The organism is Qipengyuania benthica, assembly GCF_030717865.1.
In the GTDB taxonomy this organism is placed as follows: Bacteria; Pseudomonadota; Alphaproteobacteria; order Sphingomonadales; family Sphingomonadaceae; genus Qipengyuania; species Qipengyuania benthica.
In genome coordinates, this window is record NZ_JAVAIL010000002.1 from 525,885 (window position 1) to 543,015 (window position 17,131).

At 67.5% G+C, this 17,131-nt stretch carries 16 protein-coding genes; 6 read left to right on the forward strand and 10 right to left on the reverse strand.

The genetic code is table 11. The features are described from left to right. Window positions 1-6: 6 nt before the first annotated feature. The 8 genes from Q9K01_RS07800 to Q9K01_RS07835 all read right to left on the reverse strand — a co-directional run bounded on the left by Q9K01_RS07800 (window position 7) and on the right by Q9K01_RS07835 (window position 9,080). The gene (locus tag Q9K01_RS07800; RefSeq protein ID WP_305929645.1) at window positions 7-1,200 is read right to left on the reverse strand and encodes a class I SAM-dependent RNA methyltransferase; all 1,194 of its coding nucleotides are present in this window, start codon (window positions 1,198-1,200) and stop codon (window positions 7-9) included. Next, window positions 1,197-2,588, reverse strand: a complete 1,392-nt coding sequence (locus Q9K01_RS07805) for an NAD(P)H-hydrate epimerase (RefSeq protein WP_305929646.1) — start codon at window positions 2,586-2,588, stop codon at window positions 1,197-1,199. Before Q9K01_RS07805 ends, Q9K01_RS07800 begins: the two co-directional genes overlap by 4 nt. Beyond that, on the reverse strand, window positions 2,578-2,886 hold the full coding sequence (locus Q9K01_RS07810) for a hypothetical protein (RefSeq protein WP_305929647.1): 309 nt from the start codon (window positions 2,884-2,886) through the stop codon (window positions 2,578-2,580). The genes Q9K01_RS07805 and Q9K01_RS07810 overlap by 11 nt, the downstream gene beginning before the upstream one ends. Window positions 2,887-2,890: 4 nt before the next feature. After that, window positions 2,891-4,609, reverse strand: coding sequence for a dihydroxy-acid dehydratase (gene ilvD / locus Q9K01_RS07815; protein WP_305929648.1), 1,719 nt, complete (start codon window positions 4,607-4,609; stop codon window positions 2,891-2,893). Window positions 4,610-4,712: 103 nt separating this feature from the next. After that, on the reverse strand, window positions 4,713-5,441 hold the full coding sequence (locus Q9K01_RS07820) for an N-formylglutamate amidohydrolase (protein WP_305929901.1): 729 nt from the start codon (window positions 5,439-5,441) through the stop codon (window positions 4,713-4,715). Then, window positions 5,441-6,253 (reverse strand): 4-(cytidine 5'-diphospho)-2-C-methyl-D-erythritol kinase, encoded by an 813-nt coding sequence (locus tag Q9K01_RS07825; RefSeq protein ID WP_305929649.1) that lies wholly within the window; start codon window positions 6,251-6,253, stop codon window positions 5,441-5,443. The genes Q9K01_RS07820 and Q9K01_RS07825 overlap by 1 nt, the downstream gene beginning before the upstream one ends. Before the next feature lie 100 nt (window positions 6,254-6,353). Further along, window positions 6,354-7,361 carry an alpha/beta hydrolase gene (locus tag Q9K01_RS07830; protein WP_305929650.1) on the reverse strand — a complete coding sequence of 336 codons (1,008 nt, stop codon included), beginning with the start codon at window positions 7,359-7,361 and terminating at the stop codon, window positions 6,354-6,356. A 72-nt stretch (window positions 7,362-7,433) separates the two neighbouring features. Then, a complete protein-coding gene (locus tag Q9K01_RS07835) occupies window positions 7,434-9,080 on the reverse strand; it encodes an electron transfer flavoprotein-ubiquinone oxidoreductase (RefSeq protein ID WP_305929651.1) in 1,647 nt (548 codons plus the stop codon). Between the two features lie 82 nt (window positions 9,081-9,162). On the opposite strand from Q9K01_RS07835, the gene Q9K01_RS07840 reads away from it, so the two are divergent. The 6 genes from Q9K01_RS07840 to Q9K01_RS07865 all read left to right on the forward strand — a co-directional run bounded on the left by Q9K01_RS07840 (window position 9,163) and on the right by Q9K01_RS07865 (window position 14,914). After that, entirely contained in the window at window positions 9,163-9,945 is a 783-nt protein-coding gene (locus Q9K01_RS07840) for a uracil-DNA glycosylase family protein (protein WP_305929652.1), read from the forward strand. Continuing rightward, entirely contained in the window at window positions 9,938-11,665 is a 1,728-nt protein-coding gene (locus Q9K01_RS07845) for a lytic transglycosylase domain-containing protein (RefSeq protein ID WP_305929653.1), read from the forward strand. Before Q9K01_RS07840 ends, Q9K01_RS07845 begins: the two co-directional genes overlap by 8 nt. A gap of 1 nt (window position 11,666) precedes the next feature. Then, window positions 11,667-12,194 carry a molybdenum cofactor biosynthesis protein B gene (gene moaB, locus Q9K01_RS07850; protein WP_305929654.1) on the forward strand — a complete coding sequence of 176 codons (528 nt, stop codon included), beginning with the start codon at window positions 11,667-11,669 and terminating at the stop codon, window positions 12,192-12,194. Window positions 12,195-12,246: 52 nt separating this feature from the next. After that, window positions 12,247-13,281, forward strand: a complete 1,035-nt coding sequence (locus tag Q9K01_RS07855; RefSeq protein WP_305929655.1) for a sodium:calcium antiporter — start codon at window positions 12,247-12,249, stop codon at window positions 13,279-13,281. A gap of 39 nt (window positions 13,282-13,320) precedes the next feature. Further along, window positions 13,321-14,418 carry a PA0069 family radical SAM protein gene (locus tag Q9K01_RS07860; protein WP_305929656.1) on the forward strand — a complete coding sequence of 366 codons (1,098 nt, stop codon included), beginning with the start codon at window positions 13,321-13,323 and terminating at the stop codon, window positions 14,416-14,418. Between the two features lie 133 nt (window positions 14,419-14,551). After that, window positions 14,552-14,914 carry a hypothetical protein gene (locus tag Q9K01_RS07865; RefSeq protein ID WP_305929657.1) on the forward strand — a complete coding sequence of 121 codons (363 nt, stop codon included), beginning with the start codon at window positions 14,552-14,554 and terminating at the stop codon, window positions 14,912-14,914. A gap of 43 nt (window positions 14,915-14,957) precedes the next feature. On the opposite strand, the gene Q9K01_RS07870 is transcribed toward Q9K01_RS07865, so the two are convergent. Then, on the reverse strand, window positions 14,958-15,395 hold the full coding sequence (locus tag Q9K01_RS07870; RefSeq protein ID WP_305929902.1) for a DUF1330 domain-containing protein: 438 nt from the start codon (window positions 15,393-15,395) through the stop codon (window positions 14,958-14,960). A 131-nt stretch (window positions 15,396-15,526) separates the two neighbouring features. Next, window positions 15,527-17,125 carry a long-chain fatty acid--CoA ligase gene (locus Q9K01_RS07875; protein ID WP_305929658.1) on the reverse strand — a complete coding sequence of 533 codons (1,599 nt, stop codon included), beginning with the start codon at window positions 17,123-17,125 and terminating at the stop codon, window positions 15,527-15,529. Between the last annotated feature and the right edge of the window lie 6 nt (window positions 17,126-17,131).

Sequence of the window (17,131 nt, forward strand, 5' to 3'; positions counted from 1 at the left end):
CACGCTCTAGCGGCTGAACAGGCTGGTCAGCTCGACATGGGTGGACCAGCGAAACTGCCCCACCGGGCGCAGCTTCTCGAGCCGGAACCCCGCCTCCACCAGCGTCTTCGCATCGCGCGCCCAGCTCGAGGGATTGCAGCTGACATAGGCGACCCGCTCGACGCTGCTCGCGGCGATCGTCGCCACCTGCTCGCGCGCGCCGGCGCGGGGCGGATCGAGCAGCACCGCGTCGAAACGCGCGAGTTCGTCGGGCTGGAGCGGGTTGCGGAACAGATCGCGATGGACCGATTCAATCGGTAGCCGCGATCGCCCGGCGGCGAGCTTGCACGCCAGATGGGCATCGCGCGCCGCCTCCACCGCCACCGTCTGCGCCTGGGGTGCCAATGCGAAGGCGAAAGTGCCCAGCCCGGCGAAGAGATCGGCGACGACCTTGCTGCCTTCGAGGAATTCCACCGCGTCCGCGACCAGCATCGCTTCGCCATCGGCGGTCGGCTGCAGGAAGCCCGCCGCGGGGAACGGCACGGCGACGCCCGAGAGCGTGATCGTCACCGGCTCGGGCTCCCACATCGTCTCGGCGCCATAGCCGAGATCGAGCGTGAGCCGCGCGAGGCCCCGGTCGCGGGCGAAATCGAGCACCGCCTCGGTCGGCCCCAGCCCGTCGAGTTCGATCCCCGTCAGCAGGCAGTCGATCCCCTGATCGGTCAGCGTGAGCGCAACATCGACCGGATTGCGCCCCGCCATCGGGCCAAGCAGCTTGCGCAAGGGGGCAACCATCGCGAACAGTTCGGGGCGCATCACCGGGCATTCGGCGATATCGACGAGCCGGTGCGAACGGCCCTCGCGAAAGCCGAGCATGAATTTGTGCGTCCGCAAGCCGTGGAGCGTCGCGCGGCGGCGGCTTTCGGGAGGCGAGAGATAGGTCGGGAGCAACTCGCCGACCTCGAGCCCCTGCCCCTGCGCCGCATGCGCCACCCGGTCGGTGACGAAATCGCGCAGCGCGGTCTCGTCGCAATGCTGCAGCTGGCAGCCGCCGCAGCGCGCGAAATGCCGGCAGGGCGGAGTGGCGCGGTGAGGGCCGGGCTGGAGCGTGCCATCGGGGAGCAGGACATCGCCGGGCGCGGCGCCCGCGGCGTGGCGTCCGTCGGCGGTGACCCCGTCGCCCTTGGCGGCGATCCGGAGGATGGTGTCGGTGTCGCTCACAAAAAGCGCTCCATGGCTGGCTGGACGGCGTGGGCGAGCTGTCCTGCGGTGAGGCCGGGACCGGCAATCGCCGCGGCTTCGTGCTGCAGATGCACGGCTTCCTCCGCAGCCAGCGCGGGATCGCCATGGGCGGCCAGCCGCGCGGCGGCGATCCCGGCGAGGACATCGCCCGTGCCCGCGACCGAGAGCCAGCTCGAGCCTCGCGGGAAGAAGCGCAGGCCCTCGGCCGCCATCAGGATAGTGTCCGGACCCTTGGCCAGCACCGCGAGACCGGTGGATTCGTGCAGCGCGCGGGCGCGGTCGAGCTTGCCCTCTTCCTCGATGCCGAAGGCTTCGCACAGCTTCGCCAGCTCGCCCTCGTGCGGCGTGACCAACAGACGCGCGGCATCGCAGCCTTCGAGCAGGTCGGGATCGAGCAGGTGCAGCGCATCGGCATCGAGAACGCAGGGCACGCGCGTGTCGAACACCGCGCAGAGCCGGTCTCGCGCGCCGTTGTCGCGGCCGAGCCCGGGGCCGATCAGCAGGGCAGCGATCCGCTCGTCATCGAGGCTCTTGGCAAGATCGCCGCCCTCGATCACGAGTTCGGCGGGCGCGTCGGGGTGCGAATGCTCGCTCATCAGCTTCACATAGCCCGCGCCGCTGCGCAGCGCCGCCTGCGCAGCCAGCATCGCCGCACCGGGCATCGCGCCGGCGACGATCGCCAGCAGGCCGCGAGTGTATTTGTGCGAGTTGGCGGCGGGCGGCGACAGCGCGGGAAGCGGGGCAAGGCGTGCTGAATCCTCAGGCAAATCGAGCCCTATCGGCACCAGCCGCTTCTCGCCCATCACGGCAAGCGAAGGCATCAGGAAATGCGCCTGCTTCCAGGCACCCAGCGCCAGCGTCAGATCGCAGCGCGGCACCTCGCCGAGCAGCTCGCCGCTGTCGCTGGCGACCCCGCTGGGGACATCCACCGCGATGCGATAGGGGTGCGACGCGGTTGCCTCGGCGAACACCTGGTTGAAGGCGCCTTCGAGCGGACGCGAGAGGCCGTAGCCGAACAGGCAATCGACCATGACGGGCTTGGCGAGACCGGCGACAGATGTCTGCACGGCGCCCTGATGATTCTTGCGCGCCGTGGTGGCAGTCTCGGTCCCGGGCTCGACCGGCGCGACCACCGCAACATCGAGTCCGCGCGCCCGCAAGACCTCCGCGATGACATAGCCGTCGCCGCCATTGTTGCCGGGGCCGCATAGCACCGTGACCCCGCGCCCCGCCGCGATCCGCCAGACATAATCCGCCGCCCCCTCTCCGGCGCGCTGCATCAGTTCCCATTCGCTGGTGCCTTGCGATACCGCAGCGGCTTCAGCGGCGCGCATTTCCGTAACGGTCAGAACCGCATCACTCGCCATTGTCGAAAGCCCCCTTCGGCCAGCGATAGCGGTCGCCCGCTATGCGGATTTCGACCCTCTCGTCATCCTCGACGACCTGCGCCGCATTCGAACCATCCGCCGCACTCAGGTCGGCGGCGTTCAGGCGACGAAAACTGCCATCGGGGTGGCGGATCACCAGCGTGTCGCCGACGCGCTCGACCATGCAGTCCGCGCCCATCTCGGCGCCGGGGCCCACCGCGCAATCTATCGTCACCGCACCCTCGACCGCCTGCTCCTGCACGTCGGAGCAGGCCGCCAGCGCGAGCGCCAGCAGCAAAGCGCTAGATATCGGCGAACATATGCGTCTCGCTCGCCCCGCCGGGATGCGTGACCGCGCCGCTGCGTGCGGCTCCGACGTTCTGGGCATAGCGCCACAAGGCTCCGGACTGGTAATCATGCCGGCGCGGCTGCCACGCCTTGCGGCGTTCGTCCAGTATCGCCGCATCGACGAGCAGATCGATCGTGCCCGCCTCGGCGTCGATGGCGATGGTGTCGCCGTCCTCGATCAGTGCGATCGGACCGCCCTCGGCCGCCTCGGGACCGACATGGCCGATGCAGAAGCCGCGCGTCGCGCCCGAGAAGCGCCCGTCGGTGATGAGCGCGACCTTCTCGCCCATCCCCTGCCCGTAAAGCGCGGCGGTGGTCGAGAGCATTTCGCGCATCCCCGGCCCGCCCTTGGGCCCTTCGTAGCGGATCACGATCACGCTGCCCTCGGCGATGTCGCGCGCCTCGACCGCGGCGAAGGCGTCCTCCTCGCAATCGAAGCAGCGTGCAGGGCCGGTGAACTGCAGCCGTTCCATCCCGGCGACCTTGACGATCGCCCCCTCGGGCGCGAGCGATCCCCTCAGCCCGACGACCCCGCCCGTGGGGGTGATCGGATCGGAAAAGGCGTAGAACACCTTCTGGTCGGGGTTCCAGGTGACCTCCTCGATGTTCTCGCCCAGCGTCCTGCCGGTCACGGTCATCGGCTCGGGATCGATGAAGCCGCCGTCGAGCAGCGTCTTCATCGCCATATAGACCCCGCCCGCCTCGTGCATGTCCTTGGCGACATAGCGCCCGCCAGGTTTGAGATCGGCGATATAGGGCGTGGATTTGAAGATCTCGGCGACATCGAACAGGTCGAACTGGATCCCCGCCTCTTGCGCCATCGCGGGGAGGTGGAGCGCGGCGTTTGTCGAGCCACCGGTCGCCGCGACCACGCGCGCCGCATTTTCGAAGGCAGCGCGGGTGCAGATGTCGCGCGGGCGCAGATTGCGCTCGAGCAGCGCCATCACCTGGCGGCCGGCGGCGACCGCTATTTCCTCGCGCGATTTGTAAGGAGCGGGAGTCATGTTGCTGTTGGGCAAGGACAAACCGATCGCCTCGCCGACGCAGGCCATGGTGTTGGCGGTGAACTGGCCGCCGCAGGCGCCGTGGCCGGGACAGGCGACCTTTTCGAGCGCGGTCAGTTCCTTGAGCGGGCAATTGCCCGAGGCATATTGCCCAACCGCCTCGAATACGTCGACCACGGTGACATCGTGCCCCTTGTAGGTGCCGGGCAGGATCGAGCCGCCATAGACGAAGATCGAAGGCACGTTGAGCCGCAGCATCGCCATCATCATCCCAGGCAGGCTCTTGTCGCAGCCCGCGAAGCCCACCAGCGCGTCGTAGCAATGGCCGCGCACCGAGAGCTCGACCGAATCGGCGATCACCTCGCGGCTGACCAGCGAGCTCTTCATCCCCTGGTGCCCCATCGCGATGCCGTCGGTGACGGTGATGGTGTTGAAGCGGCGCGGCATGCCGCCGCCCTCCTCGACCCCCTTGCGGCAGATATTCGCCTGCGGATCGAGCGTGGTGTTGCATGGCGCGCTGTCGTTGCCCGCGCTGGCGATGCCGACGAAGGGCCGCGCGATCTCTTCCTCGGTCAGCCCCATCGCGTAATAATAGGACCGGTGCGGCGCGCGCTCGGGACCGACCGAGACATGGCGGCTGGGCAGGCGGGATTTGTCGAATGTCGGCATAAGATCCTCGTCATCCCAGCGAAAGCTGGGATCTCGTGCGGCCAGAGACCCCAGCTTTCGCTGGGGTGACGGAGGATGGCAAGGCCCCGCGGGCTAGCTTTTCTTAGGCCCTGTCAAGCGCGAGCTGCGTCCGGCTTGCGACATCGGCGATCAGCGCGGCCCAGCGCGCCTGCCCCGCCTCGGTGGCGATCTGATCCTGCCGTACCTCGATGGTGAGATAGGGTATGCCGCGCGCCTCGGCATGGCGATCCATCGTCGCGTTGAGCTGCTTTCCCGAATAGGGCTGGTTGTCGCCCACGGTCAGCCCGTGCTCGGCGAACAGGCTGATCGCGTGGCGCGCCGCGCGGTCGTCTTGGTTGTAGAGCAACGCGACCTCCCAGGGCCGCTCCTCCTTGCGCGAGGCGAGGCTGGGGGTGAAGCTGTGCAGCGCGAGCAGCAGTCGCGGAGAGTGGTCGGCGATAAACTCGCCCAGCGCCGCGTGATAGGGCCGGTGATAGGTCGCCAGCCGCCGCTCGATATCGGCACCGATATTGCCGGGGATCAGATGCCCGTCGCTCTCGGCCGGAACCACTGCGGGCTCGTCCTCGCGGCGGTGGAAGTCGCAGACCAGCCGACTGACACAGGCGATATGCGCCGGGATGCCGTGCTGGCGCGCGAGCCGATCGGCGACGCCCTCCACTCCGATATCGACTGCGATATGCTCGCCCAGCAGCGCGGGATCGATGCCAAGGTCGATGTCCTCGGGGACGAAGTTCGAAGCATGATCGGCGAGGCAGACGATCCCGTCCGGGCTCGCCTGTCCGACCTGACGATAGGGCTTGTCGTCGATCATCATCTCAGCATCCCCGTCATCTGCCACCATTCTCTATGGGCGGTGGCGATTGTTTCGGAGGCGGCATCGCGCGCTTCCTCACTGTCGTAGAGCGCGAAGCATGTCGCACCCGAGCCCGACATGCGGACCAGCACCGGCACGGTGTTTTCGAGTGCCGCGAGGACGTCGGCGATGACCGGGCACAACCGAATTGCGGGCTTGGTCAGATCGTTGCGTCCCGCCAGCGAGATGGCGCGCGCCGACCCTTTTGGGAGCGGCCCACGATCCACGCCGTCCCATCCCGCGAACACCGGTCCGGTGGTCAGCGCCACACGCGGATTGACCAGCAACACATGAACACCGGCAAGGCTGTCGTCGGCAAGCGCTTCGAGTTCGGTTCCGGTCCCCCGCCCGATGCAGGTCCGGCTTTCGACGCAGGCCGGGACATCGGCGCCCAGTTTCGCGGCGCGCTCGCGCCAGTCCTCGGGCAGACCGAAGCGTTCGCGCACGATCCGGAACACCGCCCCGGCATCCGCCGAGCCGCCCCCCAGCCCCGCGGCGACCGGCAGGTTCTTCTCGAGCTGGATCGCTAGGCCGCCAGGGCGCGGCAGAGCGCCGAGCGCCTGGATCACCAGATTGCCGAAGGGGGTGCCGAGCTCGCCGGCAAATTCGCCATATTGCTCCAGCGTGTCCGCCTCGGCCGCACGCGCCGTCAGCACATCGCCGGCATCGACGAAGGCGAACAGCGTCTCGAGCTCATGATAACCATCCTCGCGCCGTGCCCGGATGTGCAGCGCGAGGTTGATCTTGGCGTAGGCGGTTTCGCGGATCATCGGTGCGCCCTAGCAACGGCGGGCGGGATTGTCTTCAGGTGGGTGGTTTCCGAAGCCGCAGCTTCGCCCAAGGCGCTTGGCAGAGCGGCTTCGCGCGCTTTTAGAGCATTCCGATGTTGCGCAGCCATTGCTCGACGTGTCCCGGCCACTGCGTCGTGATCGGATGCTCGGTCGGTCGCAGGCCGAACGCATGACCGCCCTCGGCATAAATCCGCATGTCCACCCTTACTCCTGCCTCTTTCAGGGCCAAAGCGTAAGCCATCGGGTGGCGGATGTTGTCGACCCGGTCGTCCATCGCATGGATCAGCAATGTCGGCGGCGCCTGCGCGCTGATCTCCACCCAAGGTGCCAGAGTAAGATCCGTCTTGTCGTCGCTCTCTTCCCAGAGCCGCGCAGTGTAGGCGATGATCGCGAAATCGGGCACCGGAGACTGGCGGTCGGCAGCGTCGGCCAGCGGATAGGTGCGCTCGTCGGTATTGCTCATATTCGCGGCGAGGTAGCCGCCGGCAGAAAACCCGATGACGCCGATCCTGTGCGGATCGATATCGTATTCGGAAGCTCGGTGCCGGAGCAAGCCCATCGCACGCTGCGCGTCTTGGAGCGGCAAGAGCATCTCGGGGCGCTGCCCGACACCGTCTTTCTTGGGCCAGACCTGCGGCGAGCGGTATTTCAGCAAGACGCAGGTCATGCCCTGCGCGACCACCCAGTCGCAGATCTCGGTGCCTTCCAGATCGGTCGCCACGGCGTAGAAGCCGCCGCCGGGAAGAACCAGGATGGTCGTGCCGGTGTTGGTCCCCTTGGGCCGGTAGATGGTCATGGTCGGTCGGGTAACATAGGTCGCCCAATGCCATTTCCTGCCGCCGACGAGGGGGGAGCCGTTGCCGGTCGTCTCGGGATGGTCGCCGGAGTCCGGCTTTGCCAGAACGACATCCTCGGCCCACAGCGGCACTTGAGTGCCGCCAGGGGTGGGTTGCCAGACGCCCTCCTGTTCGATTTTTGGTACTTCTATGGCGGCGGGTGCGCTGTCGCTCTTGCTTGGCTGAGCAAGGGCCGCTCCGCCGACGCTGACGATCAGCAGCGCCGATAGACCGATTAGACCGCGCGCCATCAACTCGCTCCTAGCTACCGGTGCCCCCAGGCATCGCAGAATTTCGCCCGAAGGAGTGGGACCGGACCCGCCTCACATATTCGGATAGTTCGGCCCGCCGCCGCCCTCGGGAGTCACCCATTCGATATTCTGGTTGGGGTCCTTGATGTCGCAGGTCTTGCAGTGGACGCAGTTCTGCGAATTGATCACGAAGACCGGCTCCTTGCCGTCCTCCAGCACCCATTCGTAGACGCCCGCGGGGCAATAGCGGGTCGAGGGACCAGCGAAGACCTCCAACTCGCTGCGGCGCTGCAGCTCCATGTCGCAGACCTTGAGGTGGACCGGCTGGTTCTCGGCGTGATTGGTGTAGCTGAAGGCGACATTGGTCAGCCGGTCGAAACTCAGCACGCCGTCGGGCTTGGGGTAGTCGATCGGCTTGTAGAGATCCGCGCGCTGCAGATGCGTGTAATCGGGTTCGTGCTTCATCGAGATCGGAAGACCGATCTTGAGCGTGCGCATCCACATGTCGATGCCCGCGAGCACGGTGCCGATATCGGCGCCGTATTTGGCGACCGCGGGCTGCGCGTTCTGCACCTTCTTGAGCTCTTCGGCGATCCAGCTCGAGCGCACGGCGGCGTCGTAATCGGCCAGCTCGGTCTTCTCATGCCCCGCGGCGATGGCTGCGGCCACGCTCTCGGCGGCGAGCATCCCGCTCTTCATCGCGGTGTGGCTGCCCTTGATCCGCGGCACATTGACGAAGCCCGCGGCGCAGCCGATCAGCGCGCCGCCCGGGAAGGCGAGCTTGGGGACAGACTGCCAGCCGCCCTCGTTGATCGCGCGCGCGCCATAGGCGACCCGCTTGCCGCCCTCGAGCAGTTCGGCGATCTGGGGGTGGTGCTTCCAGCGCTGGAATTCCTGATAGGGCGAGACGTAGGGGTTCTCGTAATCGAGCGCGGTGACGAAGCCGAGCGCGACCTGGCCGTCAGCCTGGTGGTAGATGAACCCGCCGCCCCAGCTGTGGCTTTCGGACAGCGGCCAGCCCTGCGTGTGGATCACCCGGCCCGGGACATGCTTGGCGGGATCGACATCCCACAATTCCTTGACCCCGAGCCCGTAGATCTGCGGCTGGCAATCGGCTTCCAGATCGAAGCGCGCCTTCATCTTCTTGGTGAGGTTGCCGCGCACGCCCTCGGCGAAGAGCGTGTATTTCGCCAGGATTTCCATCCCCGGCTGGTAGTCGGGCTTGTGCGAGCCGTCCTCGGCAATGCCCATGTCTTGCGTCAGCACCCCCGCAACCGCGCCGCTGTCGTCGAACAGCACTTCGGAGGCCGGGAAGCCGGGGAAGACCATCACGCCCAGGGCCTCGGCCTGTTCGGCGAGCCACCGCGACAGATTGCCCAGCGAGCCGGTGTAATTGCCGTCGTTGGACATGAAGGGCGGCATCAGCAGATGCGGCATGTCCCATTTGCCGGTCTTGCTCATCACCCAGTGCCAATTGTCGGTCACCGGGGTCTGCGCCATCGGGCAGTCCATCGTGCGCCATTCGGGCAGCAGCTCGTCGAGCGCCTTGGGATCGACGACCGCGCCCGAAAGCACATGCGCGCCGATCTCGCTGCCCTTTTCGAGCACCACGACCTCGAGTTCCTCGTTCAGCTGCTTGAGCCGGATCGCCGCGGCCAGGCCCGCTACGCCGCCACCGATGATGACGACATCGCAGGGCATCGATTCACGTTCGCTCATAAGTCTCTCTTTTCGTCGCATTGCGCTTTGCCCTGCCTTGATTGGCGGGGCGCGACAGGTCAAGACCCTGCCAGGACGCAGGATGACCATGACCGCCATGCATTTGCAGGATTTTTCGAGCCGGGAGGCGCTCGCCGGCGCGCTCGCCTGGTGGCGCGAAGCGGGCGTCGACTGCGACTTCGCCGACGAGGCGACCGACTGGCTGGCGCGCGCGGAAGCCGCCGAGGAGGTGCCAGCGCCCAAGATCGAGCCGGTTGTGAAAGCCCCACCGCAGCGCAGCGCGATCCAGCGCGCGCTCGAAGTTGCAAGGGGGGCGCGGATCGGCGGAGCGCGGGAGAGCTATCCGGACAAGTTCGAGGGTTTTGCCGATTTCTGGCTCAACCAGCCCGATCTCGACGACCGCGGTCCGTCCGGGCGGGTGCCCCCGCGCGGCGTGCACGGCGCGAAGCTGATGCTGCTGGTCGCGCAGCCCGAGGGCGAAGATGACGAGCGGCTGCTGAGCGGGCCTCAGGGAAGGCTGCTCGCTGCCATCCTGCGCGCGATGGGGCTGGCCGAGGAGGATACCTATTGCGCCAGCGCGCTGCCCCGCCCCGCGCCGCTGCCCGACTGGACCGCGCTGGCCGCCCAGGGTCTGGGCGATCTCACCCGCCATCATATCGCGCTGGCCGCACCGCAGCGGCTGCTGGTGTTCGGGCGCGGTCTGGCGCCGTTGCTCGCAGAGAACGGCGAGCCCGCTCCCGCGCTGCAGCTGGGGGGCCGCGCCATTCCGCTGATGATCGCGCCACGGCTCGATCGGCTGGCGCGGATGCCCGGTCATCGCAAGCAATTCTGGACCAAATGGCTAGAGTGGAGCGCCCATGCCTAAGACCCTTTTCCTCGCCGCCTCCGCGATGGCCGCCGGACTTGCTGTCAGCGTCGCCGGACCGGCGCAGGCGAACGAGGCGAGCATCGCCTATTTTTCGCAAGGCAAGTCGGCGGCGCTGCCGGCGCTGCTCTCGAACCAGGACCGGCTGTTCTACGCCTCGCTGTTCGAGGCGATCGACGCGCGCAATTGGGACCGCGCCGAAATCATGCTGGGCGAGCGTGGCGACGGCCCGCTCCACGGCGCGGCGCTGGCCGAATATTTCCTCCATCCCGAAAGCCCGCGAATCCCGCTCGAGCGCCTTTCGGCCTGGCTCTCGCGCTATTCGGACCTGCCGCAGGCCGACCAGATCGCACGACTGGCGGCGACACGCGGGCTGGTCGAGATGCCCGTCCTGCCGCGCGGCCGCGAACTGCGCAGCCAGCCGGGGCTGACCCGCCGGACGCTGCCGCGCTCGGTGGACGACGGCACCATGCCGGCCAGCGTCGGCAGCGCCATTCTGGAACGCATCCGCAACGACGATCCGGACGGCGCGCGACTGCTGCTCGACGGAATCGACGCCTCGCTGTCGCCGCAGGCGCGCGCCGAATGGCGCCAGCGGGTGGCCTGGAGCTATTACATCGAGAACCGCGATGCCGAAGCGCTGGCGCAGGCGCGCACCGTGGCCGAGGGCAGCGGACCCTGGGTCGCCGAGGGCGACTGGGTGGTCGGGCTCGCCGCCTGGCGGCTGGGCGATTGCGCCACCGCAGGCTACGGCTTTCGCGGCGCAGCGACGGGTTCGACCGATCCCGAGCTGACCTCGGCCGCGCATTACTGGGCCAGCCGCGCGCTGATCCGCTGCCGCGAGCCCGAGCAGGCGGCCGAGCAATTGCGCGGCGCGGCGCGCTTCACCGAGACGCTCTACGGCATGCTGGCGCGCGAACAGCTCGGGCAGGCGCTTCCCGCCGACCACACCCGCCCCGATCTCACGGCCGCCGAATGGCAGCGGTTGAGCGACGATCAGGCACCGCGGCTTGCGGTCATGCTCGCCGAGATCGGGCGCCGCGATCAGGCCTCCGAAGCGCTTACCCATCAGGCGCGGATCGGCGAGCCGGACGAATTCCCCGCGCTGGCGCGGCTGGCGCGCGCGCTCGGCCTGCCCGCAGCGCAAAGCTTCATGGCCTATAACGCGCCCGCCGGGACCGCGCCCCCGCCCTCGCTGCGCTGGCCGGTGACCTACCAGACCCCGCGCGGCGGCTGGCAGGTCGATCCCGCGCTCGCTTTCGCGCACGCGCTGCAGGAATCGAATTTCCGCGAGCGGGTGGTGAGCCCGGCCAATGCCATCGGGCTGATGCAGATCCGCCCGATCGCGGCGCGCGAATACGCTAGCTCGATCAATCTCAACGCCGACACGGCGGATCTCAAGGAGCCCGCCACCAATCTCGCTTTCGGTCAGCGCGCGCTCGAGGCGCTCAGCCAGTCGGGTGCGACCCGGGGCCACCTGCCTAAGGTGATGGCGGCCTACAACGCCGGGCTGACCCCGGTGACGCGCTGGAACGACGAGGTTCGCGATCAGGGCGATCCGCTGACCTGGATGGAATCGATCCCCTATTGGGAAACGCGGTCCTATGTCGCGATCGTGATGCGCAATTACTGGATGTACCTGCGCCAGGCCGATGCCGAGGCACCCAGCCGGACCGCGCTGGCGCAGAACCAGTGGCCGACCTTCCCGCAGGAGCGCTGAGATGCCGATCGACGAAAGCCTCCCCTTCAAGCCCGTCCGCATCGCGCTGCTGACCGTCTCGGACACGCGCAGCCTCGCCGACGACAGTTCGGGCGATCTGCTCGCCGGGCGGATCGAGGCGGCGGGTCATGTTCTCGCCGCGCGCGAGATCAGCAAGGATTCCAAGAACGCAATCGCCGCGCATCTCCATCGCTGGATCGACGATCCCGAGGTCGATGCCGTGATCACCACCGGGGGCACCGGGCTGACCGGCCGCGATGTCACCCCCGAAGCGCTCGATCAGGTCGCGGACAAGGCGATCCCCGGTTTCGGCGAGCTGTTCCGCTGGCTCAGCTACGAGAGCATCGGCACCAGCACCGTCCAGAGCCGCGCCTGCGCGGTGCTGGCGCGCGGGACCTACATCTTCGCTCTGCCGGGTTCGAACGGCGCGGTGAAGGACGGCTGGGACAAGATCCTGGTCCAGCAGCTCGACAGCCGCCATCGCCCGTGCAATTTCGTCGAGCTGATGCCGCGGCTGCGCGAGCGCTAGCGGCACGAAGCGCGGTCGCGGGGCAGCGGCGCGGCGCCACAGGGGGACAGGTTTGCTCGCCATCGCATCCTATTCGACGCTGACCGTCTGCCTGATCTTCGCCGGCTGTGCGCTGATCATCGCGCTGCTGGGCACGAAGATGGCGGGCTATGCCGACACCATCGCCGACCGCACCCGGTTCGGCGAGGCGTTGATCGGTTCGGTACTGCTGGGCGCGGGCACCAGCATCTCGGGCATCGTCACTTCGACCAGCACCGCGGCGAGCGGTGCCGCCGACCTCAGCGTCGCCAATGCGATGGGCGGGATCGCCGCGCAGACGATGTTTCTGGCTCTGGCCGATATCTTCTACCGCAGGATCAATCTCGAGCACGCCGCCGCCAGCCCGGTAAATCTGGACCAGGCGGCCACGCTGATCCTTCTCGTGTCCCTGCCGATCATGGCCTGGGCGGCACCGCCCTATACCATCCTCGGAATTCATCCGCTGACCCCGGTGCTGGTCGGCGTCTACCTCGTCGGGCTGCACGGCGCGCACCGGACGCACCAGCGGCCGATGTGGCTCCCGCGACTGACCGCCGACACCCGCGACGAAGAGGCGGATGAAGCGACCGACCTGCGCTCGCTGTGGCTGATCGGCGGGTTGTTCGCCGTTCTGATGGTGGTGATCGGCTTTACCGGCTGGCTGGTCGGCGAAGCGGGAATCGAACTCTCGCGCCGGTTCGGCATCTCGCAAGGCGTTGTCGGCGCGCTGGGCACCGCGATCGTCACCTCGCTGCCCGAACTGGTGACCACCATCGCCGCGGTCCGCCGCGGCGCGCTGCAGCTGGCGATCGGCGGGATCATCGGCGGCAATATGTTCGACGCGCTGTTCATCGCCTCCAGCGACATCGCCTATCGCGACGGCAGCATCTACAACGCCATCTCCGAGCGCACCGTATTCTGGATGGCGCTGGTGGTGGTGATGACCGCGGTGCTGCTGACGGGGCTGCTCCAGCGCGAACGGCGGGGTCCGGGCGGTATCGGCTGGGAATCGGTGCTGCTGCTGGGACTGTGGACGGGCGGCGCGGCGCTGCAGATCATGCTGGGTTGAGGCTCGACCTGGGCATTTGTTCCGTGTATGTTCCCATTCATGGAACCCAGCAGTGAGTCGCCGGTCCCCGGCCGCGGGGCGCAATCGCGCAACGTGCCGAGCCGCTTCGGCCTCGCCGCGCGCGAGGCCGATGGCGACTGGCGCGACCATATGGCGGCGCTGGCGCAAGCCGAAGGCGGCCCGCCGGTCAAGCTGCGCACGCAGGTCACCGAGGAACGGCCCCGCACCATCCTGTCGTTCAACCGCTCGCCCGACATCCCCTTCGACCGCGCCATTAACGCCTATCGCGGCTGCGAGCATGGCTGCGTCTATTGTTTCGCGCGGCCCACCCACGCCTATCACGATCTCTCGCCCGGGCTCGATTTCGAGACCCGGCTGTTCGCCAAGCCCGAGGCCGCAGATTTGCTGCGTGCCACGCTGGCGAAGCCGAAATATCGACCCGGGCCGATCGCAATGGGGACCAACACCGATCCCTACCAGCCGATCGAGCACCGCTACCGGATCACCCGTGCGCTGCTGGAAGTCTGTCTCGACGCCCGCCACCCGGTGACCATCACCACCAAATCCGACCGGGTGCTGGCCGATCTCGATCTGCTCGAAGAACTGGCGCGGCGGCGGCTGGTGGCGGTGGCGATTTCGGTGACCAGCCTCGACCCGGTGCTGTCGGGCAAGCTCGAACCGCGCGCCGCTTCGCCTGCCAAGCGCATGGCGGCCTTGGGAAAGCTGGCGGCGGCGGGGGTGCCGACGCACTGCTCGATCGCCCCGGTGATCCCCGCGATCACCGACGAGTTCATGGAAGAGATCGTCCAGCGCGCCGCGGCGCTGGGGATCGCCAGCTGCGGTTGGATCCCGCTGCGGCTGCCGCACGAGGTGGCGCCGCTGTTCCGCGAATGGCTCAGCGTCCACTACCCTGAGCGCGGCGACAAGGTGATGGGCATCGTCCGTTCGATCCGCGGCGGCAAGGACAACGATCCCGACTTCTTCACCCGAATGAAACCCACCGGCGTCTGGGCCGACCTGTTCCGCGCCCGCTTCCGCCTCGCCTGCAAGCGCGCCGGTATCGGCAAGGCGAAGTTCGAGCTGGATTGTACGCGGTTTCGGGCGCCGGAGGTCGGCGGGCAGATGCGGTTGCTTTAGGACCGCGTGTGGTGGTGAGCTCCGATCCGCTTCAGACTCGGCGGCAAAGGGCCGCAGATGCTGAACCGTGAGGAAACCACATCTTAACCGAATCGCGCGACCTTGGTCGGAAGGGACGACAAGGGGGCAATCGATGATCCTGACAATTCGTGCGCACAGGCGCTATGCAGTGCGCCGGTCCATTCGCCTGCGGAGCCCCGTCGATGGACGACACTGCGGCGGCCTGCTGGTTGAACTCTCGAGCGAAGGATGCCGGGTCAGCGGGCTCGGCGATTCCGATTTTGTGGCCGACGACAAAATCATTGTCGAACACGATGGCATGGAACTGCCGGGCCGGATTCGCTGGATCGAAGCGGGTGTTGCGGGAGTCCGCCTCGACACGCTCATGATGGCCAGGGAATTGAGCGCATACTTGACCCACCTGCGCGGGGCCGACTTGCCGTCTTCCGCGGTTGCTGGACCCGATGAATCGGTCGCGCTCCGCCGAGCCGGATAGTTCTCCTGCTCAGCGTATCGGGAGGTCTCACTAGCAGCCGAGATTACCCGAACCCCTCTCCCGCCTCGCCGGGTGAGAAGCGTACCAGGCGACTGTCGGTCAGTGCGGCGGTGCGGTTGATCACCGCTTTCTGGTATTCGGGATCGGTGACCATCTCGAGGAAGGCGCTGGCGGTGGGATATTGCGCGACGAAGCCATCGTGCCAGTGCATCGCCTCGGGGCCGGTCACCACCGTCTCGAATACGCCCCGCCAGACGATGGTGCCGCCCACGCGCTTGAAGATCGGGCCCGAAGTGGCGCCGTATTCCTGATAGGCGCGGCGCCCGTCCCAGCCCTTTCCGGCGTGTTCGTGGCCCGTCGGGTACTCCGCCACGTCGCGATAGTGCAGCAGGTTGAGCATGTGGATCGGCCGGTCGCGCGGCAGTTCCTTGAAGGCGTCGAAATTGGCGCGGCTGGGGTCGATATAGGTTTCACTGGCCATCATTCACTCCGTCATTGCGAGCAGCCGTCAGGCTGCGCGGCAATCCATGGGCCGCGGGTTCGGCACCGCCGCGCCATGGATTGCGTCGTCGCTGCGCTCCTCGCAATGACGAGGAGAACAACGACATACGTTCACTCCTCCAGCCGGTACTCCGCGAAGCGGTCGCGCAGATCCTTCTTGCTGATCTTGCCGGTGGCGGTGTGCGGGATGTCGTCGACGAATTCGACCGCATCGGGGAGCCACCATTTGGCGACCTTGTCGGCGAGGAATTCGATCACCTCGCCGCCGGTCACCTCCTGGCCCGCCTTCTTGACCACGAACAGCACCGGGCGCTCGTCCCATTTCGGGTGATGGATGCCGATTGCGGCGGCTTCGGCGACCGCGGGATGGCCGACTGCGGCGTTTTCGAGCTCGACCGAGCTGATCCATTCGCCGCCAGACTTGATCACGTCCTTGGTGCGATCGGTGATCTGCATCGTGCCGTCGGGGTGCAGGATCGCGACATCACCGGTGTCGAACCAGCCATCGGCGGTCAACGCGTCTTCCTCGGCGCGGAAATAGCGGCGGATCACCCACGGTCCGCGGATGTGCAGCGCGCCCGAACTTTCGCCGTCGCGCGGCAGCACATGCGTGGGATCGTCGAGGCTGACCGTGCGCAGTTCGACCCCGAAGGTCGGGCGCCCCTGCATGGCGGTCTTGTCGACCTTCTCCTCGAAGCTGAGCTGGTCCCAATCGTGCGTCGGCCCGCCCACGGTGCCGATCGGGCTGGTCTCGGTCATCCCCCAGGCGTGCTGGACGCGGGTGCCGTTCTTCATCAGCCGCTCGATCATGAAGCGCGGCGCTGCCGAGCCGCCGATGGTCGCCGCCTTGAGCCTGGGCAGGTCCTTGCCCTCGCTGTCGCAATATTGGAAAGTCGCGAGCCAGACGGTCGGGACCCCGGCGCTGTCGGTGACGCCTTCGCGCTCCATCAGATCACACAGCACCGCGGGATCGTTGACCGCCGAGAACACGAATTTGATCCCCGCCATCGCGCCCGCATAAGGCAGGCCCCAGCTCGCCGCATGGAACATCGGCACCACCGGGAGCATCACGCTCGAGGCGCTGAAGTTGAACGCGGCGGGCTGCAGTCCGGCGAGCGCGTGGAGCACGGTCGAACGGTGTTCGTAGAGTACGCCCTTGGGGTGGCCGGTGGTGCCGCTGGTGTAGCACAGCATGCACGGATCGCGTTCGTCGCCCTCGACCCAGGCGTAGTCACCGTTCTGCGCGCCGATCCAGTCCTCGAAGGCGGGGGCGTGTTCGCCCGAATCGTAGCAGATGTAGTGCTCGATCGTGGTCCAGCGGCTCTTCATCATGTCGACGATCGGCTGGAATGCCGCGTCGTAGCACAGCACCTTATCCTCGGCGTGGTTGACGATATATTCGAGCTGATCCTCGAACAGCCGCGGGTTGACCGTGTGGAGCACCCCGCCCATCCCGGCGACGCCGTACCAGCTGACCAGATGGCGCGAATGATTCATCGCCAGGCTGGCGACCCTGTCGCCCGGCTTCACCCCCAGCGCCTCGAGCGCCTGCGCCATCTTGAGCGCGTCGCGGCGAATGCCGTTCCAGTCGGTCCGGGTCTCGCTGCCATCGGCCCAGCGGGTCACGATCTCGCGGCTTCCCGCTTCGCGTGCGGCGTGATCGATCACATGCGTCACCCGCATGGTCCAGTCCTGCATGGCTCCGAACATTCGCAT

Bases quoted from the DNA above. Each gene is read 5' to 3' on its own strand.
- Q9K01_RS07845 (WP_305929653.1), top strand. From the start codon at position 9,938: ATGCCTAAGACCCTTTTCCTCGCCGCCTCCGCGATGGCCGCCGGACTT.
- Q9K01_RS07865 (WP_305929657.1), top strand. From the start codon at position 14,552: ATGATCCTGACAATTCGTGCGCACAGGCGCTATGCAGTGCGCCGGTCC.
- Q9K01_RS07835 (WP_305929651.1), bottom strand. From the start codon at position 9,080: ATGAGCGAACGTGAATCGATGCCCTGCGATGTCGTCATCATCGGTGGC.
- ilvD (WP_305929648.1), bottom strand. From the start codon at position 4,609: ATGCCGACATTCGACAAATCCCGCCTGCCCAGCCGCCATGTCTCGGTC.
- Q9K01_RS07830 (WP_305929650.1), bottom strand. From the start codon at position 7,361: ATGGCGCGCGGTCTAATCGGTCTATCGGCGCTGCTGATCGTCAGCGTC.
- Q9K01_RS07820 (WP_305929901.1), bottom strand. From the start codon at position 5,441: ATGATCGACGACAAGCCCTATCGTCAGGTCGGACAGGCGAGCCCGGAC.
- Q9K01_RS07805 (WP_305929646.1), bottom strand. From the start codon at position 2,588: ATGGCGAGTGATGCGGTTCTGACCGTTACGGAAATGCGCGCCGCTGAA.
- Q9K01_RS07875 (WP_305929658.1), bottom strand. From the start codon at position 17,125: ATGTTCGGAGCCATGCAGGACTGGACCATGCGGGTGACGCATGTGATC.
- moaB (WP_305929654.1), top strand. From the start codon at position 11,667: ATGCCGATCGACGAAAGCCTCCCCTTCAAGCCCGTCCGCATCGCGCTG.
- Q9K01_RS07860 (WP_305929656.1), top strand. From the start codon at position 13,321: ATGGAACCCAGCAGTGAGTCGCCGGTCCCCGGCCGCGGGGCGCAATCG.
- Q9K01_RS07825 (WP_305929649.1), bottom strand. From the start codon at position 6,253: ATGATCCGCGAAACCGCCTACGCCAAGATCAACCTCGCGCTGCACATC.
- Q9K01_RS07870 (WP_305929902.1), bottom strand. From the start codon at position 15,395: ATGGCCAGTGAAACCTATATCGACCCCAGCCGCGCCAATTTCGACGCC.
- Q9K01_RS07840 (WP_305929652.1), top strand. From the start codon at position 9,163: ATGACCATGACCGCCATGCATTTGCAGGATTTTTCGAGCCGGGAGGCG.